The organism is Corynebacterium sp. L4757, assembly GCF_043673995.1.
GTDB lineage: Bacteria > Actinomycetota > Actinomycetes > Mycobacteriales > Mycobacteriaceae > Corynebacterium.
The window spans coordinates 1-24,320 of record NZ_JBIMEN010000005.1; the positions used below are offsets into that span (position 1 = coordinate 1).

The following is a 24,320-nucleotide window of genomic DNA, read 5'->3' on the forward strand; positions in this document are numbered from 1 at the left end:
TCCATACAACACAGACAAAAATAAAAAAGTACATTGGCACACTATTGAGTTCTCAGACAACAACCACACCACCATCCATGAAACACAACATTGTTGCGTCCATAAACAAGTGAATGGAAAGTCAAAAAATAATTTTGAATGTCACCGGAGTGTTTTCCTACCGCCATCTCACCAGAACCTCATGCTCTGTGCGGGGCGTTGTCGGTCTCGCTGACTCACATAAAGTTACACGCCACCCACAACCAACACAAATCCCCAGCACAACGCCTAAAAACGTTCGATTCTTAATTGCTTGTTTTGATGCCAAGCCATCGACTCAAGCCATTTGATTGCAGATTGGTTCTCCGCGCCAAGGTTGGAAGCAGAAGCGCGGCGAGGATATATGCGCCTACCGCCACGGCGGCCTGGCGTTGATAGTTCTCAAACCCAATCCCAATAAGTATGTAGCCTTCCAAAGCCAAGCCGGCCACGATTAGCGCGATAGCCCAGATGCTGAATGACAGCGTTCCCAAACCGAGCATCACCAAGGCAATCAGAAGGTAGGCAGAACCCAAAGCGGTAAACCATCGCAGGTTCGGGACACTCAGTCCAATAAGAATCATGAGTCCCGGGATCACCGCATTAATCACAATCGAATAGTGCGCCCAGGTCTTACGCGTTCCGCCAAAGGTGACGTACTCCCGAAGGCTGTCCGACATGACTGGCTCAAAAACGATGAAGAGCGCAACGGAGGCAACAAGAGCCAACATCCGCACTGTCTCTACCCACTCACCGTTAAAGAATGCACCCATAGCACCGGTGATGATCGCACTCACTATAGCAATAGCCAGCATGTAACCCCACGCCCTCACCTGTGGTCCAATAATGAGCTGTCCCTCGATAGTGTTAGGCCACCAACCATCTTTGGTGCGGCCCTCCGACTGATTCAGCAGTTCACCCATCCTCGAGGATGATCGCTCAGGCATCTGGTGCTGAGGAATGATGATTGCTGCGGCAATGATTGGATAAAGCGCGATGAACAGCCAAGGAACCGGTTGGTGTATGAGCAGTATCGCAAAAATGGCCAGTGCAAAGAGCGTGTTTTCTATACGGCGCTGAAGATTCCAGTCGCGCGATGTAAGTCCTAATGATTTGAAGCCATCAACCACCGGTTTATGCGCCGCGAAGAGAATACACACAAAGTAATAAAGCCAGGCCAAGTAGCCTTCGTAGGTGTAGGCAAAAAGTGAAAGCCCTAGAAAACCGAGTGCGATCAAGAGGCGTGGAACCTCGATAAGCTCCCATATCAAGCGCAGACTCATCCCAATCCCTCCTCACCGAGAGCGAGGATGGCTTTTTCTAGGCTGACTTCATTAACACGGACGCCGAGGTCGCCGGCTGCGTCGAAGACATGGTCGGCGCCAAGATCCATCGCATCCACAATCGCCTTATCACCAAGGCTTCCCGATTCCCACTTCAAAGCACTGAGCTGCAAGCGGTTAAGTAGCCGATCGAGGTTTTCAGGATGGCCGGAAATCTCCAAGATACCATCGATAAGCTCAGCCACCTCACCGTGCCGCATGCCGTTGAGCATAAGCACAGTATCCAAATGCCCCGCCAGTTCATTGAGGTGATGGGTAGAAATCACAATGGTGCGGCCGTGCTCCTCACGGAGTACATCATAGAAGACCTGGCGTTTGTGGACGTCAAGTCCCAAATAGGGTTCATCGAGAAGCATCAGCTCACAGCCCGACGCCACCGCCAAGATAATCCCCATCGCTGACTTCTGCCCACGTGAGAGAGAAGAGTAGTTCTTGGACGGCAGCTCAAAGCGATCTTGTAGTTCCTCGGCACGCTCGGTATTCCATGTCGACCAGCGAGCCTGGCCCAGCCGCATCAGCTTTTTGATATTCCATCCATCAATGAGCGGATTATCAATGCCCATCAAGATGGTTCGATCCATGACTTGGCGGTTATCAAAAGGCTTTTGCCCAAAGACTAATAAGCCCGCTGGTTGCTGCTGACCAGCAATCTTTCGCAATAGTGTGGTCTTACCAATGCCATTGGGCCCCACTACACCATGGGTTAAGCCCCGCTCTAACGCGAAATCGGTTGAGCTAATGATTGTTTCCATGTTGTGTTCCCATCCATCGGTCATTTATAGAGGCCTCGGCTTTCTGCGACTCTTTCAATCAAATCCATCAGTGCTTCGCGGGAGTAATTAAGCCGCACTGCTTCATCCACCAAGGGGGCAACATAATCTGCTGCAAACTCACTCCGGCGCCGTTGGCGAATATTCTCCGTCGCGCCATCCGCGACAAACATGCCAATGCCACGGCGTTTATCCAATACACCGACATCAACCAAGAGGTTTAAACCTTTACGGGCGGTTGCCGGGTTGATGGAATGAAAATCAGCCAACTCATTCGTTGATGGCGCGCGTGCGCCTTCAGAGAGCACGCCATCCACGATTGAATCCTCAACCAAAGAGGCAATCTGCCGAAAGAGCGGTTGAGTCGAATTATCCATTGCCATAGTCACATGCCTGTCTCTGTTCCATACGGAGCACCCACCTGGTTGGTTAGTTACTCGTGTAACCAACCGTATAACTATCGCGAGCAGTGCGCAAGGTTTTACTTATGATCGACATAAATTCAAGGACCCTTTGCCGGTCACTTACCGGTTGCAGCGCATTAACCAGCAGATTCAGCGACGGATATCGACGTAGTGTGACAGATGAGGCAAACTAGAAGAATACAAATAAAATTTAGAATCAAATGAACGGAACTTAGGAGCCATGCTTGAACGCACAGTTGTCTTTGTTGACACCTCTTATTTATTGGCCAGCTTTTACAATTCGTGGGAAATCGGTGCCCGCGCCCAATTAGAAATCGACTTACCCGAGGTAGTAAGCACTTTGCGTTCTATGATTGAGAACCAAATTGGCCATCCTGTCCATCGCCAAAACTGGTATGACGGCATTCCGGACACCGGTCCGCACCGCTACCAGCGCGCGCTACGCACCTGTGATGGCGTGCAGCTTCGCACCGGTCAGCTCATCGAATGGGGCGAGCGCCGCACGCAAAAGGCAGTGGATACGCGCCTGGTTGCAGATATGGTCGTCACCGCGATGAATCAGCATTTCACCGACTTTGTGCTGGTCTCCGGTGACGCCGACATGATCCCGGGCGTTACCGAGGCCACCAATAATGGCGTACGCGTGCACCTTTATGGTTTCGGCTGGGATTCCATGTCCTCAGCCCTGCGCCACACTTGTGACACGACCACTATTTTGGATCCCCGCGAAGATTTCCACGACGCGATGGAAATCCAGGTTTTAGAGGGCCCGATTCCGCCGGTCGTCCCAGAGACCGAAGACGTCATCGCGGTTGACGATGAATGCGACGAGCCCTCCGAGGTCGAAGCAGCCTTTTCTTCCACACCAAAAATTCCGGAGGATACGGAAGCGGAGACACTCGCAGAAGCATCGCTTAACGATGCCGAGTTGGCCGAGCAAGGCATCGACTCCACCCCGAGCCCGGTTCCTGGCCCCTCGGCCGCAACACCGAGCCCACAGCCAGCCTCATCACCTGCCGAAGCTGCAGCAGAAACACCTGCACCTTCCGCCGAAGAAGCGGTGCCCTCTTCCGATGCACAATCAGTGGATGAGTCTCCGGCTGAGAAGTCCGCACGTGAAGAATCCACAGCAGACGAATCCTCCGCTAAGAACGAAACCCCGTCTGAGAACAATACCGAAGAGACGACGGAGTCATCTGCAGAAGAAGATGCAACTCCAAAGCCGGGTTCCATACCGAAGCCGGAGGCGCCGAAGCCAGGCGCACCGCCAAAGCCTTCCATGATGGCGCCACGCCGCAAGTTGCGCTCACGCTATGTGCCACTTCCTGAAGAGGTTTGGTCATCATCTGGTTTCCAGACCCCATTCGATGTGGGGCAACAGTATGCCAGCTGGTGGTTTGATAATGCTGCGACCGCTGACCAGCGCGACCAGGCGCATATCCTCTCCGGCGGTGGTCTTCCACCGGAGATCGACCGTCCGCTGCTGCAATTCGCCTGCGAGACGCTACATGAGTACACGTTGACTGAAACTCAGCGGGTCAATCTGCGCGATGGATTCCATTCCGGCATTCGCGGAGTACTCATCAACATCACCCGCAATAGCTAGCACCAGCATAAAAGCAGCGAGGCACCCGACTTACTGGGTATCTCGCTGCTTTTATGTGTTCTTAGGGGGCGGCACGTACTAGCCGAGGGTTACTTCTTATCCCCGGGCTCGTCATTGACTGCCTTCTTGGCTTCAGCCAGCACCTGTTCAATTTCAGCATCGTGTACATCACCGGATGCGGTGTTGTCTGGAGCATCGCTGGCGACCTCCGGCTCAATGGCTTCATCGGAAGGCGCAGCCTTATCAGCCGCCTTAGACTTACCATCTGCCTTGGCCTTGCCATTCTTCTTAGCCTTGTCAGCCACCTTGGACTTGTCATCCGCACTAGCCTTATCGGCTGACTCAGCCTTTGGCGCTGCTCCGTCCTTTCCGGACGCAGCATCCTTACCAGCGGTAAGTTCCTTATCCTTGTTCATGGAGGCACGGATTTCATCCAGACGGGATTTAGCCTGCATATCTTCAGTGGATGCTAGCGCTTCCTGGATACGGCTGCCGCCAGTTGCCTGGTATAGCTCCTGCGCACCAAGCGCATTAGAGTAGCGCTTCTCAATCTTCGCGCGCACCGAATCCAATGACGGCGTGGATCCATCTGGGGTCAGATCCTGCATGGAAGACAAAGCCTCGGAGCTCTTTTCCTGCATGGCCGCCTGGTCAGCCTGCGCCATGAGCTGATCAACTTCTGCCAGCTGCTCGCGCAGACGCATCTCGGACTGCTTCTGCTGCTCCTGCGCCTTGGCGGCTGCCTGGGTAGCAGCCTCGTGCTGGGTCTTCACCTGCTCCAGCTCCTGGTCGGTAGACACCAGCTGGGAAGCGACAACTTCAGCGGCATTATTGTATTCCTGCGCCTTGGTGGAATCGCCCTCAGCGGTGGCCTTATCAGCCAACTCCAGCGCACGTCGCACCTGAGTCTGCAGGTCATCCTGTGACTTGAGCAAACGGTTCATGCGCAGCTCCAGCTGACGCTGATTGCCGATAATCTCCGAAGCCTGCTCAGTAATCTCCTGATGTTGCTTCTTCGCTGAATCTACGGCTTGCTTAATCTGCACCTTCGGATCAGCATTTTCATCGATTTTGTGATCGAAGGAAGCCATCAAATGCTTCCAGCCTTTTGAAAACGGGTTAGCCATAGCTCGTTTCACTCCTTGCGGTCAGAATTTGTTGGGAATATAAAAAAGACGCTTTCTTGCGAGTGTAGCGATACTCACAAGAAAGCGTCGAGCTAAATCAACAATTAGCCCTGATTCTTACGCTGCGCATCCAGCTCGCGGACCTTATCCATATCCAAGTCACGAACCTGCTTGATCAGATCTTCAAATGCTGCAGGAGGCAGAGCACCCGCCTGGTTGAAGACCTCAATGCCATCGCGGTAAACCATCAAGGTCGGGATGGCCTGAATCTGCAATTCACCAGCCAAGTCCTGGTTATTTTCGGTGTCTAGCTTGGCAAAGGTGATGTCCCCATGCTCTTCGGATGCCTTGTCAAAGACGGGCGCGAAGCGCTTGCATGGACCGCACCATTCTGCCCATGCGTCAACGATAACAATGCCGTCGCCGGCGGTGGTGTCTTCAAAGTTGCCCTTGGTTACTTCAACGGTTGCCATGATTGCTCCTTTTTAAAGCCTTGAAGCGTCGTATCACGCTTTAAGGGGTGTTTTCGCTTTCTATGTGGCATCAACGCTACAGAAGTCTCAGCTATTCCCGCCACACACCCCTTGCCAGATACCCTAGGGGGGTATAAGGTTAGAAGTGTAAGGCAATCCATCCACTACTTCCAAGGAGCATCACCGAAATGTCTACCCAGAATTTCACCGTTGAAGGCATGACCTGCGGGCACTGCGAAATGTCCGTCCAGGAAGAAATAGCAGAAATCGCCGGCGTCACGGGCGTAAACGCCGACCACAAGACCGGCCAGGTCACCGTCGAGGGCGACAACTACACCCGCGAGGACATCAACGCTGCGGTCACTGAAGCTGGCTACACACTCGTCTAAACTCCCTCCCACATACAGAAGGTTCGTGATTTTCACATGACCACCCATATTGATCTTGGCGTGACAGGCATGACCTGCACGTCGTGTTCATCTCGAGTGGAGCGCAAGCTCAATAAAGTCGACGGAGTCACCGCCACGGTGAATTACGCAACCGAATCCGCCTCCGTCGACTATGACCCCGCGCTCACCGCACCCGATGACCTCATCAAAGTCATCCAAGGCGCAGGCTACGACGCTTTTGCCGCCGCCGACGACACATCCGATGAGACAAGTGACGGTGCCGCGCCTGCCGATGACAACCCCCGCGACCGCGTCGATGCCGCCCGTGATGAAGAGGCCGCGCACCTCAAGCGCCTGACCATCATGTCCGCCGCGCTGTCACTGCCAATCATGGCCATTTCCATGATTCCTGCTCTGCAATTCGATTATTGGCAGTGGGTCTCCGCCATTTTGGCCACCATCGTCTTCATCAATGGCGGCGCACCGTTCCACAAGGCCACCTGGGTCAACCTCAAGCATGGTTCTTTCACCATGGACACGCTGATTACGATGGGCACCTCGGCGGCTTATTTCTGGTCGCTGTATGTGATGCTCTTCGGCAGCGCCGGCGAGCCCGGCATGCGCATGCACATGGAGTTTTTCTCCAATAATGCCGAGATGGACCACATTTACCTCGAGTCGGTCGGCATGGTGATCACTTTCCTGCTGCTTGGCCGCTATTTTGAGGTCAAGGCCAAGGGCCAGTCCTCCGAAGCGCTGCGCACGCTGTTGAATTTGGGTGCCAAGGAAGCATCCTTGCTTGTCGATGGCAAAGAAACCCGCATCCCAATTTCCGACCTCCAAATCGGAGATGAGTTCATTGTTCGCCCCGGCGAGAAGATCGCCACCGATGGCGAGGTCATAGATGGTTACTCAGCCGTCGATGAATCTATGCTCACGGGCGAATCCGTCCCCGTGGAAGTCGAGCCAGGCCGCAAAGTCACCGGTGCATCTATCAATACCTCGGGCCGTCTCATCGTCCGTGCAACCCGCGTCGGTTCTGATACGACACTGGCACAAATGGCGAAGCTGGTGACCGAAGCTCAATCCACCAAGGCACCAGTTCAGCGCCTGGTCGACCGCATCGCGCAGGTCTTCGTCCCTGCCGTCATCATCATCGCAGCCATCACGCTGATTGCGCATTTGGCGCTGTCTGATGGCGTCGCCCCAGCGTTTGTCGCCGCCGTCGCCGTGCTCATTATTGCGTGTCCTTGCGCCATGGGTCTTGCTACCCCGACCGCAATTTTGGTGGGCACTGGCCGCGGCGCCCAGCTCGGCCTTCTCATCAAGGGTCCGGAAACCTTGGAGTCCACCAAGAAGGTTGACACCATTGTTTTGGACAAGACCGGCACCGTCACCACGGGTGTCATGAGCGTTGATGAGGTTCACGCCGCTCCCGGCTTCGATACCGATGACGTCGCCCAGCTCGCCGCCGCTGTCGAGGCAGGTTCGGAGCATCCGATTGCTCAGGCCATCGTCAAGCATGCGCCCAATCACCCTGCGGTAACGGACTTTTCCTCCCAACCCGGCCACGGTGTCAGCGGCACCGTTGATGGCCACCGCGTCTCCGTCGGTCGGGCTAAGGATTTGGGCACGCTTGCCGATGCCTTCGCCCACGCTGAATCCACCGGCGGCACCCCCATTGCCGTCGAGGTCGATGGCGCCATCGCAGGCATCATTACCGTGCGCGATACCATCAAGGACTCTTCTGCTGAAGCGATTGCCCAGCTCAAGGAGCTTGGCCTCACGCCTTATCTGCTGACTGGTGATAATGAGGGCGCTGCCCGCAACGTGGCCGCACAGGTTGGTATCGACCCTAACAATGTCTTTGCTGGCGTTATGCCCGATGACAAAGTCTCAACCGTCGCTCGCTTGCAGGAAGAAGGAAAGGTCGTGGCCATGGTAGGCGATGGTGTCAATGATGCCGCCGCTCTTGCCCAGTCCGACCTGGGACTCGCGATGGGCGCGGGTACCGACGTTGCCATCGAAGCCTCCGACATCACCCTGATGAACTCGGACCTACGCTCCGCGGCACACTCTATTCGCCTTTCGCGCAAGACTTTCTCGACTATCAAGGGAAATTTATTCTGGGCATTTGCCTACAACGTCATCCTCATCCCGGTCGCGGCACTTGGCTTCCTCAACCCGCTCTTTGCGGGTTTGGCCATGGCGTTTAGCTCCGTGTTCGTGGTTGGCAACTCCCTGCGGCTGCGCGCATTCACCCCCAAGTAGGTATTAGCCCATTGGGCAGAAACTGACCCGCGTGTTTAGTATCAACGCCCATGACGCACACCACATCAACTCCGCTGACACGCAATGAGCGCCTCGACCGCCTGCCCGTGACGCCCAAGCACAAGAAACTCTTGTGGGGCTCCGGCATCGGCTGGGCGCTCGATGCTATGGACGTCGGGCTCATCTCTTTCATCATGGCGGCACTCGCCGTGCATTGGAACTTAGAGTCCTCACAGACGTCATGGATTGCCACTGCCGGATTCGTTGGCATGGCAATCGGTGCAACATTGGGCGGGCTTCTGGCAGATAAATTCGGCCGCCGCCACGTCTTCGCACTCACCCTGTTGGTTTATGGTCTCGCGACCGGTGCATCTGCGCTCGCAACCGGGCTCGGCCTGCTCATTGTGCTGCGTTTTATCGTCGGTCTCGGCCTCGGCGCTGAATTGCCCGTGGCTTCCACGTTGATATCTGAGTTCGCGCCGCGCAAAATCCGCGGCCGCATGGTCGTGCTCCTCGAAGCTTTCTGGGCATTCGGCTGGATTGCCGCCGCGATTATCGGCACCTTCGTGGTGGGTGCCTCCGAATCAGGCTGGCGCTGGGCGCTAGCAATCGGCATGGTTCCAGCGTTCTACGCCCTCTACGTGCGCATGGCACTGCCCGAATCAGTGCGCTTCCTCGAATCGAAGAACCGCCACGAAGAAGCCGAATCGATTGTTTCTTCCTTCGAAGAATCCGCCCAAGACGTTCCGCCCGAAGATGACGAACACGTTGAGGAAGTCTCCGGCGACGTGCGCGAAACCTCTATCTTCTCCCCCACCATGCGCGCACGCACCATCGCGCTGTGGATCGTGTGGTTTTGTATCAATCTTTCCTACTATGGGGCATTCATCTGGATTCCATCGCTTTTGGTTGCCGATGGCTTCACCCTCGTTAAGTCCTTCACCTTCACCCTAATCATCACGCTCGCGCAGCTGCCTGGCTACGCTGTCGCCGCGTGGCTCATCGAAGTCTGGGGCCGACGCATCACGCTCGCCGTCTTCCTTGCCGGCTCCGCCGTCTCCGCTTATGCATTCGGTATGGCCGATACCGAAATGACCATCATCATCGCCGGCTGTTTCCTGTCCTTCTTTAACCTCGGCGCATGGGGCGCGCTGTATGCCATCGGACCTGAGCTCTATCCCACCCACATCCGTGGCGCAGGCACCGGTGCAGCGGCAGGCTTCGGACGCATTGCCTCGATTATCTCGCCGATTATCGTTCCACCGATTCTCGCCGTTGCCGGCGCCGGCTGGCTCTTTGCGCTCTTTGCCTCCGCCTTCGCCATCGCCGCTATCGCGGCATTCACTTTGCCTGAAAACAAAGGAAAAGCCCTCGCCGGCTAAACGACCAGGGCTACCACGCAGGAGCGCTTCAGCCCCGGCGTTTAGTGCATCTGCTGTGCTTTGATCCACGCAGCGCTCATTATTGAAATTATCCGAAAAGTCGCGCGAAGAAGCCTTTACGTGGGGCAAGCTTCGCCAATTCGTTTAGATCACGTGGCATGTTCTGCAAAACAGTGTGCTCGTTCGTACGGGTGACGGTGATGCTCTGATGTGTTGGAGTTTCACGGCGCAGTGTTGGAATACTCATCCCCTTCTCCTTCCCTCTCGTTCTGTGCGTATGAAACTCAGAATGCCACCTCTGAGCAGGGAAATCACCGTTGCATAGCCATTCCTAACTGTGCAGATCCTTAGATAGGTAAGGCTTTGCCAACCGGGTTGAGCTGCATAAATGCAAAAAGTCGCTGCGCAATCGGGGGTTCTTCTCCCCAACCACGCAACGACGTGTGACAAACTCCACAAAGTTCGCCGATTTCTGCTGGATGTTATCCGTGCGCCATGTTCACAAACTTCGAATAGTGCAGCTGGTGTGCCACCTGGACCGTGTCAATCGGTCCGCCACGGTGCTTTGCCAAGATGATGTCCGCCTCACCGGCACGTTCACTATCGCGGTCCTGAGAGTCAGGGCGGTACAGCAGCATAACCATATCGGCGTCCTGCTCCAGCGAGCCTGACTCACGAAGGTCAGCCAATTGCGGCTTTTTATCCGTACGTGATTCCGGACCACGGTTCAGCTGTGAAATCGCAATAACCGGGACTTCCAGCTCTTTAGCCAGAAGCTTCAACTGTCGCGAGAACTCCGAGACCTCTTGCTGACGTGACTCAACCTTCTTACCCGAGCTCATCAGCTGCAGATAGTCCAGCACCACCAAGTCCAGTCCATGCTGTTGCTTCAGACGGCGCGCCTTGGTGCGAATCTCCATCATGGTCAGGTTCGGAGAGTCATCAATAAACAACGGCGCATCCTGAATGCGATTGAGCGTATCCGTGAGCTTCTCCCAGTCCTCATTCGAGACCTTGCCCGAACGCATATCAGACAGCTTGACCTCAGATTCCGCAGAGAGCATACGCATAACAATCTCCGAGGCGCTCATTTCCAACGAGAACACCACTGATGCCTTATTCAAATGTAGCGAGCAGGAGCGCATGAAATCCAACGCCAGCGTGGACTTACCCACACCCGGTCGGGCCGCGATAATAATCATCTGGCCCGCGTGTAAACCATTGGTCAGATTATCCAGATCAATGAAACCTGTTGGCACACCTGATTCCAAGCCACCGTTATTCTGCAGAGCCGTTAGCTCATCGATGGTCGGGATAATCAGGTCACCAATGACCTTGTAGTCCTCAGTCGTCTTCTTCTGAGCAATCTTGAAGACTTCCTGCTGCGCCAGGTCTAGGACTGCCTCAATTTCGGCGTCCTCATCGCCGTTGAAGCCCAACTGCACCACGCGAGTACCAGCATCCACCAGCTTGCGTAGCAGCGCCTTCTCCGCCACGATTTCGGCGTAATAGCGGGCATTCGCTGCCGTCGGCACCGTAGACAACAGCGTGTGCAGATATGGCGCGCCACCGACGCGCTCCAGATTCTGCTGTTTATCCAGACGGCTCGAGACGATGACTGGGTCGATATCCGTGCCGGTAGAGTACAAGTCCAGCATCGCACTATAAATCAGCTGGTGTGCCGGGTAGTAGAAATCCTCAGGGTCTACCTCATCAATGACCTCAATAACCGTCGCCGGCGAGAGCAACATCGCACCCAGCACGCCCTGCTCCGCGTCCTTATCTGAGGGTGGCTGGCGGAACTCTCCATAGCGTTGCGGCGCCTCGAGTTCATCACGCTTGCCATACTTACGCTTTCCCCCGCCATAGTTGCTGCGTGGCGCATCAAAATCTTGCGGTGGCTCCGGGCCGAATTCGGGTGCCGGCTCCTCCGGTGGAAGGTAGCCATCATCAAAACTTGCTCCCATACTTGATGTCATGCCCTGACCTTTCTCATGCCCATCTGCCTTACTTCTTAAAGGCTAATACATCCATCGGACAATGCACTTGTTCAACCACCCTGGGGACAATTGCACACAGTTATCCACAGACCCCTGTGGAATGCGCAGGTGAACAGCACCTTACAGCGAACCGGACCTGGGAATAGATCTGTACCAAAATATCGCTCACCAGCACGTTCAAACATAACACCAGCTCAGCGACTGTTTTGTGAGCAAACGCAAGCAATCAAATGCGCGTAAAAGCCGCGCTGCCTGCTTGTTCCCATGAGGCAAACCTTCAATGAAGGGTCCTGGAACGAGAAATTATCCCCACAAGTTATCCTCAGATTTGCGGAGTTATCCACAGGTATCCACAGCCACCCGTAGAGTGAAAACGCGCACAGGCCCTTGGGATGTCACCACCCACCTCACATAGGTGTGTGACTCCAAGAGCCTGCGCGCAATGCTGTTGTCGTTGGGTCTTTAATTCATTATCGAATTATGACCGTCGAAGCGGCTTTAATTAAGCAGCGACGACCGAGAAATTAATCTTGCCGAGTACGTCGGCGTGCAGCCTGACCTCGACCTGGTAGTTGCCAGTCTTCTTGACAAGACCCTTTGGCAAGTCGATGATTCGCTTGTCCAAGTTAGGGCCGCCAGCGTTCTTGACTGCTGCAACAATGTCATCAGCGGTGACAGAACCGAAGAGCTTGCCCTTGTCAGAGGTCTTAACCTCAACAATGACCTTCTCCAGCTGCTCGAGCTGATTGCGGACCTCACGTGCATGATCCAAGTCGCGGATTGCGCGAGCTTCCTGTGCACGCTTGATGCCTTCGATCTGCTTCTCAGCACCGCGGGTAGCAACAATTGCCAAACCGCGTGGAAGCAGGTAGTTACGTCCGTAACCGTTCTTAACCTCAACGACTTCGCCTGGAGCGCCGAGGTTATCAACGGCAGCGGTGAGGATCAGCTTCATGATCCCTGCCTTTCACTTATATGTGTTCTAAGTTGAATGTTGATTTTCACTAACAGTTTTTAGAACGGGGGCTCGTCGTCTCCACCGAATCCACCAGCTGGTGGGGCAGAGTTCCAAGGGTCATTAGCTGGCGCAGACTGGTTTCCGGATGAATTCTGGTTTCCACCGAATCCACCTTGGTTACCACCTTGTGCTCCGCCGAAGCCGCCAGAGTTGCCTCCACCGGAATTGCCTCCGCCGAAGTTACCGCCGGATCCACCCTCACGTGGGTTCCGGTTTACTTGCGCGGTGGCATAGCGTAGCGATGGCCCGACCTCATCTACGTCTACTTCAAAGACCGTCCGGTTCTCGCCCTCACGGGTCTGGAAAGAGCGCGACTTGAGGCGTCCGGTAACGATAATGCGCATGCCCTTCGAAAGGGTCTCTGCCACATTCTCAGCTGCCTGGCGCCACACGTTGCAGGTCAAAAACATAGCTTCGCCGTCTTCCCACTGATTAGTCTGTGAGTTGAAGCGACGAGGGGTGGACGCTACGCGAAAGTTCGCGACTGGTGCACCCGACGGGGTAAAACGCAGTTCTGGGTCAGCAACGATGTTGCCTACGACCGTGATATTGGTATCGCCCTGTGCCATGGTAGTGCTCTCTCCTTCGAGAATCGGATTATTGAGTTAAGCCCCAGTATCCGCTATTTGCTGTCGGTGCGCAGAACCTTGGTTCGCAGAATAGAGTCGTTCAGGTTCAGGCGACGGTCGAACTCAAGCACGGTCGCAGACTCGCACTCCAGGTTAACGACAGCGTAAACGCCTTCTTCCTTCTTGTTGATTGGGTACAGCAAGCGACGCTTGCCCCACACATCAACGTTCTCGACCTTGCCGCCTTCAGAGCGAACGGTCTCGAGGAACTTGTCTAGGGACGGGGTTACAGTGCGTTCATCTTGGCTCGGATCCAAAATGATCATGACTTCGTAGTGACGCACGGACCTCATCACCTCCTATGGTCTAGTAGTTTCGGCCACATCACCTTTGCGGACATGGCAGGAGGGTACGTTGCGTCAAGCAACCTCACCAGCGTACCGCATGGCCGCACGGATCGAAAATCCCCCTATACCAGCACAAACTTACATCCATGTCATCTGGTCCTAATAGCCATGCGCGGTTGCTGCATAAAACACCGCGCAAATCACGGGGATGATGGTAATAAACAGCAGCGCCAAAAGACCCAGGGCTATCGGCTGGCGGCGATCGGTGCCACGTTGGAAGGTGTAGTAGGCCCCAATCACGCACAAGAAGCCCAACGCAATCGACACAATCCCGATGATGGTCACAACACTCATAATTCCCATTATTACCCATGACATGGAAAAGGCCCCTTTCACCAGCTACAAGATGAAAGGGGCCGAAGTCCTATACGCGCTTATTGAAAGATGTCTTGGAAATCGCCAATGACGTCATCTATCGATGGCGCCTGCGGCACGTCACCGCCGCCGTCACCAGTGTCCCCGCCACCGGCGTCGCCACCAGTATCACCGCCACCGGTATCACCGCCAGCATCATCGCCGTTGCCATTTCCGTTGCCGTCGCCGTCACCGCCTTCAGCGTCATCGGCGGCCTCATCGGAGTCCTCTGCATCGCCGCCACCATCGGTTGGCGCCGGTGCACTGTTCCACGATGGGTCCCAGACGGTCGCATTGGTCATGCTATTGGAGCCATAACGTACTGGCGTTGCGGTCGGGAAGGATTCCCATTCGGCATCAGCCAGCGACGTGTCCAGAACCTGCTTCCAGATTTGGGTTGCCGCGCCCGAGCCGTACATCACGCCGCCCCACGCGTTATTAATCGCCGAGGCATTATCTGCCGTACCAACCCACACCGAGGTCGCCAACTGCGGCGTCGAGCCCACCATCCAGGTGTCCTTATTCAAACCAGTGTCACCCAGCTGGTGCGTACCGGTCTTCGCCGCCGATTCACGGCCGCCCGCCAGCGCACCATTGGACCACGCAGCAATCGGCTTCATGGCCTGAATAACGTTATCCGCAACCTGCTCAGAGACTCGACGCTCACCCTCATCAATTGGGTGCTCATACAGTACTTCGCCGGTATTGGTCTCTACGCGCTCCACGAAGTAGGGGTCATGCCACACGCCACGGTTGGTCAACGTTGCCATCGCCACAGCCATATCCAGTGGGCGGGACTGGTACTGGCCCAAGATGATGCCCTCATAAGGCTGCTCACCATTTTCAGTCAAGGTACGTTCAATGCCCGGCAGGGATTCTGCAACGCCCAACGCATAAGCCATATCAGCGGTGTCCTGGGTGGTATTTTCCAGGTCCGCCTGCAGGCGCATAAACGAGGTGTTGTAGGAGTTCTTCAACGCTTCCTCAATAGAACACACGCCACAGGTGGTGCCGCTGACGTTGCCAATAGTGGCATCGCCAACCTGGTACGGGCCCGAAGAGTAGTTCGTGCTCAGCGGGATACCCTGCTGGAGTGCTGCTGCCAAACCCATGATCTTAAAGACCGAACCGGTCTCGGTCGGGCCATTGGCATAGTCCCAGCCTTCAGCTTCATTACCGCCGAAGTAGCCACGCACCGCGCCTGTCGATGGATCGATCGTCACCGCCGCAGCCCGCGCGTCTTCTTGCAGGGGCGCCAGGTTGGCATCGACTGCTTCGACACTCGCATTCTGCACGTTCGGGTCAATCGTGGTGGTAATCCGCAGACCACGGGTATTGACGTCTTCTTCAGTGATGCCAACTTCTTCGAGTTCCGCCACCACCTGGTTCTTAATGTGCGCATTCGCGCCGGTCGCCTGCGTATAGGCAGAAAAACCGGAGGGCTCTTCGGTGTGCGGGAATTGCATGCCAGAGCGCTCTTCGGCAGGCAAATGATCCATCTCCACCATGCCATCGAGCACGTAATTCCAGCGCTGCTCCGACTGATCCGGGTTCACCGCCGGATCCCAGTTGCTCGGCGCCTGAATAATGCCCGCCAACATGGCGCCCTCTTCAACAGTGAGTTCCTCGACGTCCTTATCGAAGTACGCCACCGATGCCGCCTGGATGCCATAAGCATTACGTCCGAAATACACAGTGTTGAGGTACGCGTTGAGGATGTCTTCCTTCGGCCATTCATTGGTCATCTTGATGGAATACACCAGCTCGCGTGCCTTACGAATATAGGACAGCTCATTGCCCACCAGCGTGTTTTTCACGTATTGCTGCGTGATCGTCGAACCGCCGCCCGCTGTTTCATTACCCGTGATCTGGCCCAGCACCGCACGCATCAGACCAGTGAAGGAAAAGCCCGAGTTCGTCCAAAAATCTCGGTCCTCGGCTGCCAGCACGGCATTTTCCACATGATCCGGGATCGCTTCCAGGCTCACCTGCGTGCGGTTGCCTTCCGGCGGCACAATCCGCGCAATCTGCGTGGTGTTATCGTTGGCGTAGATCGAAGAAATCTGGTTATTCGCCAGCTCTTCCGGCTCCGGCACCTCATACTGCGAGTATGCGTACGCAAACATTCCGCCCGGAATGGCCACTACTAACGCAACAATGATCAGCACAATCCACGGCCACCGACGCTGGGACTTCTTTGCCCGACGTCGACCGCCCTTGGATGGGGCCGATTGACTTTTATCGCTCACCTAAACGCGCCTTACTTCGTCATCTAACTCGTTTTATCTGGTCTAACGTTAACACTTTCTATAGGCCACTTCGGACGTTAGAAGATGGTTCCATCGGCAAGCAAGGCATACTTCTACCGTATGCACGGTAAACTCCAAGCCTTCCGACACAAACTGTGCTATCTCCGTCTCGCTGCGCGCGCTTCCCGCACGCCGGCCTAGCTCCTCGCCATATACCCAGCGTGTGTTGCGCAAAGCGCCATCACACAGCGGGCACGGACGGTTGACCGCAACGCCATGGTGGGTGGCGGCTGCACGCAGCAAGAAATCAGCGTCACACACCTCTTCAGGCGCGATTCGCCCCGCGCGGAGCTCGCGCAAGGTTGCGGCGCGTTCCCATTCGTGCGACACCGTGTGTTTATATGCCACGGATGTTAGACCACTCACCTTTACCACCTTAATATCGTCTTCTTTATCGATCCACCTCGCCGCAAAGTAGCACCATAGAGACCATTGTCCTTAGGGTTAGGAGTTCAAGGATTAACTAAAATCAATCTCCAAGGAGCATGCCCTAATGGCCTCTAAAGTAAAGGTTGCCGTCGTCGGTATTGGCAACTGTGCGACCTCGCTGATTCAAGGCGTGGAGTACTATCGCAACGCTTCAACCGATGAGAAAATTCCCGGGCTCATGCACGCGCAGCTCGGTGACTACCATGTCGGCGATATCGAGTTCGTTGCCGCCTTCGACGTTGATGCGGCCAAGGTGGGCCAAGATCTTTCCGATGCCACCCGTGCCTCCCACAATTGCACCATCACCATCGCCGAGGTCCCGCACCTTGGTGTCACCGTGCAGCGCGGCGTTACTTTGGATGGCTTGGGCACGCACTACCTGCAGTCCATTGAAGAATCCGATGCTGAGCCTGTCGATGTCGCCCAGGCGCTGAAGGATTCCGGCGCCGAGGTTGTCGTGTCCTACCTGCCGGTGGGCTCCGAAGATGCCGATAAGTTCTACGCCCAAGCGGCTATCGATGCCGGCTGTGGCTTCGTCAATGCCCTACCGGTGTTTATTGCTTCCGATCCTGAGTGGGCGCAGAAGTTCACTGATGCTGGATTGCCAATTGTCGGCGATGACATCAAGTCCCAGGTGGGCGCCACCATCACCCACCGCGTGATGGCCAAGCTCTTTGAAGACCGCGGCGTGCGCCTCGATCGCACCATGCAGCTCAATGTCGGCGGCAACATGGATTTCAAGAACATGCTCGACCGCAACCGTCTGGAATCAAAGAAAGTCTCCAAGACTCAGGCTGTGACCTCCAACCTGCAGGATTCCCCGCTGGCGGGCAAGAAGCAGGACCGCAACGTTCACATCGGCCCATCCGACTACGTCGAGTGGCTCGATGACCGTAAGTGGGCGTATGTCCGCCTCGAAGGCTCCGCTTTTGGTGACGTCCCGCTGAACCTGGAGTACAAGCTCGAGGTGTGGGATTCGCCGAACTCCGCCGGCATCATCATCGACGCCGTCCGTGCCGCGAAAATCGCGCTTGACCGTGGTATCGCCGGCCCCATCCTGCCAGCTTCGGCGTACCTGATGAAGTCCCCACCGGTGCAGATGCCTGACGATGAAGCCCGCGCTGCCCTCGAAGCCTTCATCACTGGCTCCGAGTCTTAAACCACTCGCGCGACGCACCTAGCGCGCACGCCGGCCGCACGACGCCACGTGCGCATCGCGCCCTGCGTGCGCATCGCATCTCACGTGCGCACCCCCGCTTAACCCACGCACTTCGGACAGATTCCCACATGGGCAAACCCGTAATTGCGTGGGTTATGTTGTACTTGAAATTATTTAGGGCTCGAAACCTAACGTTTTGGCCAATTAACTACAAATTGCCGTTTGAGGCCGTTATTATAGTTTTATGAACGAACCTAATCAAAACTCCCCATCAACTTTTGACGAAGCCCTCGAGGTTGCATCGCAGATTCAACCCGCGATGAATAAATTAGTCGTGATTTTCCAGCGCACCACCGAAGGTGGATCGTTAACGACGTCGCAGGTCTCCATCATGAACCAACTCAAAGCGCGCGGCGCGGCACGTGTTAGCCAAGTCGCTGCCGCTGAACTTATCCGTATGCCGACCGCCTCGAATGCGCTTTATCAGCTCGAGCAGCGTGGCTATATTGAACGCACCCGGGATGAAAAAGATCGCCGCGGCGTGATGGTGCAGCTGACTAAGAAGGGCACTGCCGAGCTCGAGCGCGTGAGCCAGGAACGTGCTGCGGCCCTCGCGGAGATTCTGCGTTGGTTGGATGCTGATGGGCTGAACACCGCGCGCGAGGTATCTGGGTTGATTAATAAGCTCGCAGAAATCTACCGACCAACTCAGGATTCACCAAAATCTTAAGTGCGTTTGTAGGATAGGAATTATCATCGCCCTTTTACGCGTCGTTTAATTCTTTTCTATGACTCAATCTTCCTCGCGAGCTTTTCGCATCCTGATTTCCTGGACACCTGCATCCGGAGATACCGAGCCGATCCGCTTTGCGGCATGGTTGGCTCGCACCACCGAGATTGAAGTTCGCGTGGTCTCGGCATTTGTGCAGCCCTGGCATGAGGTCTCGCTGCAAAAGCTGGGTGGTAAATACCACGATTGGTTCAAAGAGGAATCCCGCGCCTGCCGCCAGGCAGTCAAGGACACTCTCGTCGCTGCCGGCATTGAGCGTTCGCAGTGGAACGAAACTTATTCGGTGCTCATGGATGGCCCGTCGAAGCCACAGCTGCTGACGCAAGCCGCCGAGGAATTCGACGCCGACCTGATTTTGCTGGGCTCCAACCAAGGCGCGGCCAAAGGCCGCTTTCTGGCCGGATCCACCGCCGATAGTTTACTGCACTACTCCCCCACTCCCGTGGGGTTGAGCCCGCGTGCTGTGAAATTGTCCAAGCACGGCGTGACACGGCTAAACTTCGCGCTGACTGAGGAACAAGACCTAGATGATGTGCCTGCGCTTTTCGATGCCGCCTCCCTCGCCGCCACCTGGAATGTTCCACTGCGTATCGTCGTCTTTTCTTCCAATGGTCTCGTCGCAGCACCCATGAACGCGAACCATGACGTGGCACTTGAACTCACCTCCCAATGGCGGGAACATTCCTTAGGCCTATTGGATGTGGCGCGCGAACGCGTGGTGTCGCAATTTCCGGATCTTGAGATCACCTCAGAGATTGGTTCCGGCAAAGGCTGGCGCGCCGCTGTTGATTCCCTCAAGTGGAAGAAAGGCGACCTCATCTGTATCGGTTCCACCCCGATGGGCCCGATTGAACGGGTCTTTATTGGCTCACGCGCAACGGAGTTATTGCCGCATCTTTCGGTGCCGATCATCGTTTGGCCAAGCAGCGCTTGCCCACAGTAGGGTTATAAACTATGAGCGCACGACGGTTTGATTTCACCGGCCCCGATCATCCAGAAAATGATCTTTCCACGGATGCGGATTTCGCGAATATTCCGCGCCCTGAGCCAGCTGATTTCGACGAGCTTGCCGATGAACCCGATCCCGCCGAAACCGCCGCCCGCAATAGGGCATCGACAAAGCAGGCCGTGTGGTTCTCGGTCATCATCGTAGTTCTAAGTTTCGTTATCGCGCTTGGCTTGGTGTTCATTTTCCGCGCCATGGGTGGACCTTTATGCGACCCAGGCCCCAATACTTGGTTCTGCTCCCCACAGCAGCAACTAACCTGGGTCATCGGTGCATCAATCGTTCCGATCGTCGGCATGCTTGGCTCGGGTTGGATGTTAATCCGCAAACTGCGTAACTATCTGCGCTGGCGCCCGTGGATGGGCGCGTTCTGGTTGCTCACCCCGCACTGCATGTTCTGGATGCTGCAAACGTTGCTCGAGCTATCCAATTACCTCAACGCCTAGCGCAGCGTCCCTAACGCGCCGCTGGACACTCGCCACTTCACGCGTGCCGTCACTAGAGCGCGCCCCGCTAACGCGCCGTTGCCGCTAGGGCGCACCGCCACTAAGACACGCCGATGAGCGACATCGCCCCCAAGTTAGCGTTGTCGTGATCATTGGCTATCAGCTTTCCGGACGGCGAACGGTACCTGACCCGTCCGCGGTGTCTGTCCACTCGCCCGCGCGACCGCTTGCGTCCGCGGAATCCGCGCCGCTCCCGCTGCCGACGCTTTCTCTCGCCTCGTGAGCTATCCGGCCCACCTGCATCTCCCGGGCTTCCTGCCCCACCCGGGGTGCCGGTTTCACCCGGCTCACCCGCTTCACCCGGGCTTTCCCCACCTCCGGGGCCGCCAGGTTGACCCTGGCGGCCCCGTCCTTCAGGGTCATCATCATTGACGCCATTGTGATAGGAACACAACATGGTCAAATTCGAAGGCTCGGTCTGTCCGCCGTGTTTGTGGGCGTCGATGTGGTGGATTTGGCACCTATCGGCAGGCACGCCGCAATCTGGCCACGGGCAGACCAGGTTTTCGGCTTTCGCCAGAATCCGCTGCTTGGCCGACGCAAATCGCGCCTCGTATAGATTCACCGGTCCAGTACTCGGGTGGAAAAGCCCCGCCATGATGTCACTACCCAGCTCTCCGGCAATTGCTGCGGCGACGAGCTCGGCGCCGGTCATGGTGGTGCCATCGGAAAGCCCGACCACCACATCATCACCTTCGCCGCGCAGCACCCGCATGGAGTCTTCCAACCCAATAGCAATCACCGTCTGATACGCAGGGCGCACCGTACTCGCCCCGGAATGCAGGTGCGTCCACCAGCTTTGGCGCAGCGTTTCCCTGCGTTCGCCCTGAAATCCCTGCTCTTGCGTGACCGCGTCGAGGGTCTTTTCTAAATCGGTGACGGCACGCTGGTCATCAGTGATAGTAATCGTGCGCAAACCTTCACGGGTGCGCGAGAACTTCACCCCGGGCGTGCTGGCTTTCGGCCCATTGATCTCTTTCACCCGCGCCCCACCAGCCTTATTGACCTCTTCATAGCTGCCGGTCATGGCAACGAGCTCCGCACGCAATTTCCAGCCCGCCCCGCGCTGTTTGAGCTGCCGCGCATGCCGATTGATCATCACCAGGTGCTCCACCGAATGCCCCATGTGCGCGGCTAGCTCGACCGTCTCGCGCTGAATGCGCGAGGAATCCGCCGGGCCCAGATAGGCTTCGGCTGCCCGCATGTAGTCTTTGGCCTTTTGCAGCGGCATCCCCAATGCCGCCAGCTGGTAGGCATCAAGAGCTAAGCATTCGCGCAACAACTCCATTCCGTTGCGCGAGAGATACTCCAATGCCTGCAATGCGTTCATGATTCATACGCTAATAACCCGCGCAAACATTCAACAGGCACCGTTGAAAACTATCCACAATTTTTTAATGACTCATCACGTAAACGGGGCAGTTATCCACAATCGCCTAGTCAGATTCGCGTGCCGCGAGCGCTGCCGCCACTTCCATGCAATCCTCGCGGCCACAATTAGCGGTCGCAGTATGTGCCGCGCAATCATCGCAGAGCAATACTTGCTGGCGGCAGGTGTCCTCATTGACACAATTGACGAAGGTATTAGTACCCGTTCCGCACTGCACGCAGTGGCCGAGCTGAATATAGCCCGGGTCCTTTGAGCCAGCACCGAATTCATGGTGCATGCGCTTATCAAAGACGTACATGGAGCCTTCCCATAGGCCGTCATTGCCGTACTTTTCGCCATAGCGCACAATTCCGCCATCGATCTGATAGACGTCCTTGAAACCACGGTTCTTCATGAGCACAGAAAGAATCTCGCAGCGGATACCGCCGGTGCAATAAGACACAATCGGGCGGTCTTTCATCCAGTCATATTTGCCGGACTCAATCTCTTTGATGAAATCATGTGTGGTCTCAACATCCGGCACGACGGCGTTTTTAAACTTGCCGATTTCGGCTTCCATCGCGTTGCGGCCATCAAAAAAGACCACGTCATCGCCATGCTTTTCTACCAGCTCATTAACCTGCTCAGGCTTGAGATGCACGCCGCCACCGATGACACCATTTTCATCAACTTTCAGCTCACCCGGCGCGCCAAAAGCCACGATTTCATCGCGCACCTTGACCGACAGGCGTGGGAAATCATCGGCGTCGCCATCCGACCATTTAAAGGACATCTTCTTAAAACCCGGGTATTCCTTGGTTTTGCGCACGTACTTTTTGCACGCGTCCATGTCCCCGCCCACGGTGCCGTTAATGCCGTGTTCGGAGATCAAGATGCGCCCCTTCAGCCCCAGCGACTCACAAAGGTCGCGTTGCCACAACATGATGGCTTCTGGGTCTTTGATAGGGGTAAAGGCGTAGTAGAGAAGAATTTTGCCGATGCTCACGTCCACCAATTCTAATCCCGCAGCTTAAAAAGACCTAACGCTTTTGATAGAGCGCCTTCTTGCGCGCAAAGACCGGGTCAGAGGTCACCAGCACGCCTAAGTTGCGGAAGATAGCTTCATCGACGGAGCCCAAGATGGTGGTGGTGTGAACATCGCAGCCCTGCAGCTGCTTGATCACATCCAGTGCCTTGCGCGCACTGTCATCTTTCGCCGCCGACACGGACAACGCAATCAGCACCTCATCCGTGTGCAGACGCGGGTTGCGCGAACCTAAGTGCTTGGTCTTCAGCGTTTGAATCGGCTCTATAGATTCCGGTGAGAGCAAATAAGTCTCATCATCAATGCCCGCCAAATGCTTGAGTGCGTTGAGTAGCATCGCGGCCGAGCAGCCCAGTAATTCGGAGGTGCGGCCTTGGATGATGGTGCCATCGGCAAGCGCAATGGCGGATGCGGGCCCGCCGGTTTCTTCGGCGCGTTCGCGGGCTAGAAGCACCACGGGCCGGTCGGTTTCTTTGATGCCGGCCTTCGCCATGACGACAGCCGCACGCGATGACCATTCATCATCCAGGCCATTGCGGGCCTCATCCACCAGGGTTTTGAAGTAGCGGCGGATGATCTCCTGCTCGCTGGCCTTGCGGCAGAGCTCATCATCGGTGATGCAATAGCCCACCATGTTCACGCCCATGTCCGTCGGCGACTGATATGGCACATGCCCAGTCATCTTCTCCAGTAGCGCCGACAGCAGCGGGAACGCTTCCACGTCGCGGTTATAGTTCACGGTGGATTCACCATGCGCCTTGAGGTGGAAGTGGTCAATCACATTCGCGTCATTCAAATCCACCGTGGCTGCTTCATAGGCCAGGTTGACGGGGTGTTCCAGCGGCAGATTCCACACGGGGAAGGTCTCAAACTTGGCGTAGCCAGCCTTCTCACCGGCATTGAGCTCGTGATAGACCTGCGACAGCGCCGTTGCCAGCTTGCCGGAACCCGGGCCTGGCGCGGTGACAACCACCAGGTTGCGGGTGACCTCAGCGTATTCATTTAGGCCCATGCCCTCATCAGAGACAATCAGGTCAATATTGGTCGGGTATCCGGGAATGGTTCGGTGTTTGGACACTTTCAGCCCCAGACGCTCTAGGCGCTCCACCACGGCAACGGCCTGCTCATTGCCCTCTTCAAATTGCGTAATCACCACGTGTTCCACCAGGAAACCACGGTCACGGAAGACGTCAATCAGGCGCAGGACGTCATCTTCATACAGGATGCCTAAATCCGCGCGGACTTTTTGCCGCGCAATGTCTTTGGCGTTGATGCACAGCAGGATTTCCACGTCATCTTTGATGCGCTCTAACATCGCAATTTTATTGTCTGGCGTGAAACCGGGTAAAACGCGAGAGGCGTGCATGTCATCGAAGAGTTTGCCGCCCATTTCTAGGTAGAGTCTGCCGCCGATGTCTGCACGCCTGTTGTTGATGTGTTCGGATTGAAGCCGGATGTATTTCTCTCGGTCGAATCCTTGAGCGTGCGTCATAAAGGGCCTTTCTTGAAGCGTCAGGTTTCAATGAATGAATGTACCTGATGAACTAATAAAGTA

24 protein-coding genes are annotated in these 24,320 nt (G+C 55.9%); 8 read left to right on the forward strand and 16 right to left on the reverse strand.

Annotation, left to right across the window (positions count from 1 at the left end):
* Positions 1–284 precede the first annotated feature (284 nt).
* Genes ACG98I_RS07195 through ACG98I_RS07205 form a run of 3 tightly spaced genes read right to left on the reverse strand, consistent with a single transcriptional unit; the run spans position 285 to position 2,508 of the window.
* Entirely contained in the window at positions 285–1,301 is a 1,017-nt protein-coding gene (locus ACG98I_RS07195; RefSeq protein ID WP_394719593.1) for an ABC transporter permease, read from the reverse strand.
* Positions 1,298–2,137 carry an ATP-binding cassette domain-containing protein gene (locus ACG98I_RS07200; RefSeq protein ID WP_394719595.1) on the reverse strand — a complete coding sequence of 280 codons (840 nt, stop codon included), beginning with the start codon at positions 2,135–2,137 and terminating at the stop codon, positions 1,298–1,300. Before ACG98I_RS07200 ends, ACG98I_RS07195 begins: the two co-directional genes overlap by 4 nt.
* A complete protein-coding gene (locus ACG98I_RS07205; protein ID WP_394719597.1) occupies positions 2,134–2,508 on the reverse strand; it encodes a GntR family transcriptional regulator in 375 nt (124 codons plus the stop codon). Before ACG98I_RS07205 ends, ACG98I_RS07200 begins: the two co-directional genes overlap by 4 nt.
* Before the next feature lie 268 nt (positions 2,509–2,776).
* Between ACG98I_RS07205 and ACG98I_RS07210 the strand changes: the two genes are divergently transcribed.
* Complete coding sequence (locus tag ACG98I_RS07210) at positions 2,777–4,162, forward strand: NYN domain-containing protein (protein WP_394719598.1); 1,386 nt, start codon at positions 2,777–2,779, stop codon at positions 4,160–4,162.
* Positions 4,163–4,251: 89 nt separating this feature from the next.
* Here ACG98I_RS07210 and ACG98I_RS07215 read toward each other — a convergent pair whose 3' ends face one another.
* Together ACG98I_RS07215 and trxA are read right to left on the reverse strand one after the other, a co-directional pair.
* Complete coding sequence (locus tag ACG98I_RS07215; RefSeq protein WP_394719600.1) at positions 4,252–5,289, reverse strand: PspA/IM30 family protein; 1,038 nt, start codon at positions 5,287–5,289, stop codon at positions 4,252–4,254.
* 104 nt (positions 5,290–5,393) lie between these two features.
* Complete coding sequence (gene trxA, locus ACG98I_RS07220) at positions 5,394–5,762, reverse strand: thioredoxin (protein ID WP_394719602.1); 369 nt, start codon at positions 5,760–5,762, stop codon at positions 5,394–5,396.
* A gap of 188 nt (positions 5,763–5,950) precedes the next feature.
* On the opposite strand from trxA, the gene ACG98I_RS07225 reads away from it, so the two are divergent.
* The 3 genes from ACG98I_RS07225 to ACG98I_RS07235 are packed head-to-tail and all read left to right on the forward strand — an operon-like array spanning position 5,951 to position 9,804.
* A complete protein-coding gene (locus ACG98I_RS07225) occupies positions 5,951–6,151 on the forward strand; it encodes a heavy-metal-associated domain-containing protein (protein WP_394719604.1) in 201 nt (66 codons plus the stop codon).
* Between the two features lie 36 nt (positions 6,152–6,187).
* Positions 6,188–8,422: a heavy metal translocating P-type ATPase gene (locus ACG98I_RS07230; RefSeq protein ID WP_394719606.1), complete on the forward strand. Its 2,235-nt coding sequence runs from the start codon at positions 6,188–6,190 to the stop codon at positions 8,420–8,422.
* 50 nt (positions 8,423–8,472) lie between these two features.
* Complete coding sequence (locus tag ACG98I_RS07235; RefSeq protein ID WP_394719607.1) at positions 8,473–9,804, forward strand: MFS transporter; 1,332 nt, start codon at positions 8,473–8,475, stop codon at positions 9,802–9,804.
* An 88-nt stretch (positions 9,805–9,892) separates the two neighbouring features.
* On the opposite strand, the gene ACG98I_RS07240 is transcribed toward ACG98I_RS07235, so the two are convergent.
* The 8 genes from ACG98I_RS07240 to ACG98I_RS07275 form a co-directional block, all read right to left on the reverse strand.
* On the reverse strand, positions 9,893–10,051 hold the full coding sequence (locus ACG98I_RS07240) for a hypothetical protein (RefSeq protein ID WP_394719609.1): 159 nt from the start codon (positions 10,049–10,051) through the stop codon (positions 9,893–9,895).
* Positions 10,052–10,286: 235 nt separating this feature from the next.
* A complete protein-coding gene (gene dnaB / locus ACG98I_RS07245) occupies positions 10,287–11,783 on the reverse strand; it encodes a replicative DNA helicase (protein ID WP_394719611.1) in 1,497 nt (498 codons plus the stop codon).
* A 523-nt stretch (positions 11,784–12,306) separates the two neighbouring features.
* On the reverse strand, positions 12,307–12,759 hold the full coding sequence (gene rplI, locus ACG98I_RS07250; protein ID WP_394719613.1) for a 50S ribosomal protein L9: 453 nt from the start codon (positions 12,757–12,759) through the stop codon (positions 12,307–12,309).
* Between the two features lie 59 nt (positions 12,760–12,818).
* On the reverse strand, positions 12,819–13,391 hold the full coding sequence (locus tag ACG98I_RS07255) for a single-stranded DNA-binding protein (protein WP_394719614.1): 573 nt from the start codon (positions 13,389–13,391) through the stop codon (positions 12,819–12,821).
* 53 nt (positions 13,392–13,444) lie between these two features.
* A complete protein-coding gene (gene rpsF / locus ACG98I_RS07260; protein WP_394719616.1) occupies positions 13,445–13,735 on the reverse strand; it encodes a 30S ribosomal protein S6 in 291 nt (96 codons plus the stop codon).
* 162 nt (positions 13,736–13,897) lie between these two features.
* Positions 13,898–14,092: a hypothetical protein gene (locus tag ACG98I_RS07265; RefSeq protein ID WP_394719618.1), complete on the reverse strand. Its 195-nt coding sequence runs from the start codon at positions 14,090–14,092 to the stop codon at positions 13,898–13,900.
* Positions 14,093–14,172: 80 nt separating this feature from the next.
* Entirely contained in the window at positions 14,173–16,278 is a 2,106-nt protein-coding gene (locus ACG98I_RS07270) for a transglycosylase domain-containing protein (protein ID WP_394719929.1), read from the reverse strand.
* A 171-nt stretch (positions 16,279–16,449) separates the two neighbouring features.
* The gene (locus ACG98I_RS07275) at positions 16,450–16,827 is read right to left on the reverse strand and encodes a DUF5318 family protein (RefSeq protein ID WP_394719620.1); all 378 of its coding nucleotides are present in this window, start codon (positions 16,825–16,827) and stop codon (positions 16,450–16,452) included.
* 127 nt (positions 16,828–16,954) lie between these two features.
* Between ACG98I_RS07275 and ACG98I_RS07280 the strand changes: the two genes are divergently transcribed.
* The 4 genes from ACG98I_RS07280 to ACG98I_RS07295 all read left to right on the forward strand — a co-directional run bounded on the left by ACG98I_RS07280 (position 16,955) and on the right by ACG98I_RS07295 (position 20,291).
* Positions 16,955–18,049: an inositol-3-phosphate synthase gene (locus tag ACG98I_RS07280; protein WP_394719622.1), complete on the forward strand. Its 1,095-nt coding sequence runs from the start codon at positions 16,955–16,957 to the stop codon at positions 18,047–18,049.
* Positions 18,050–18,293: 244 nt separating this feature from the next.
* The gene (locus tag ACG98I_RS07285) at positions 18,294–18,779 is read left to right on the forward strand and encodes a MarR family winged helix-turn-helix transcriptional regulator (RefSeq protein ID WP_394719624.1); all 486 of its coding nucleotides are present in this window, start codon (positions 18,294–18,296) and stop codon (positions 18,777–18,779) included.
* Between the two features lie 58 nt (positions 18,780–18,837).
* Positions 18,838–19,782, forward strand: a complete 945-nt coding sequence (locus ACG98I_RS07290; protein WP_394719626.1) for a universal stress protein — start codon at positions 18,838–18,840, stop codon at positions 19,780–19,782.
* An 11-nt stretch (positions 19,783–19,793) separates the two neighbouring features.
* Complete coding sequence (locus ACG98I_RS07295) at positions 19,794–20,291, forward strand: hypothetical protein (RefSeq protein WP_394719628.1); 498 nt, start codon at positions 19,794–19,796, stop codon at positions 20,289–20,291.
* Between the two features lie 100 nt (positions 20,292–20,391).
* On the opposite strand, the gene ACG98I_RS07300 is transcribed toward ACG98I_RS07295, so the two are convergent.
* The 3 genes from ACG98I_RS07300 to ACG98I_RS07310 all read right to left on the reverse strand — a co-directional run bounded on the left by ACG98I_RS07300 (position 20,392) and on the right by ACG98I_RS07310 (position 24,257).
* Complete coding sequence (locus ACG98I_RS07300) at positions 20,392–21,681, reverse strand: HNH endonuclease (protein WP_394719630.1); 1,290 nt, start codon at positions 21,679–21,681, stop codon at positions 20,392–20,394.
* A 106-nt stretch (positions 21,682–21,787) separates the two neighbouring features.
* A complete protein-coding gene (locus ACG98I_RS07305) occupies positions 21,788–22,726 on the reverse strand; it encodes a rhodanese-related sulfurtransferase (protein WP_394719632.1) in 939 nt (312 codons plus the stop codon).
* A gap of 34 nt (positions 22,727–22,760) precedes the next feature.
* On the reverse strand, positions 22,761–24,257 hold the full coding sequence (locus ACG98I_RS07310; RefSeq protein WP_394719633.1) for a DUF1846 domain-containing protein: 1,497 nt from the start codon (positions 24,255–24,257) through the stop codon (positions 22,761–22,763).
* Positions 24,258–24,320 lie beyond the last annotated feature (63 nt).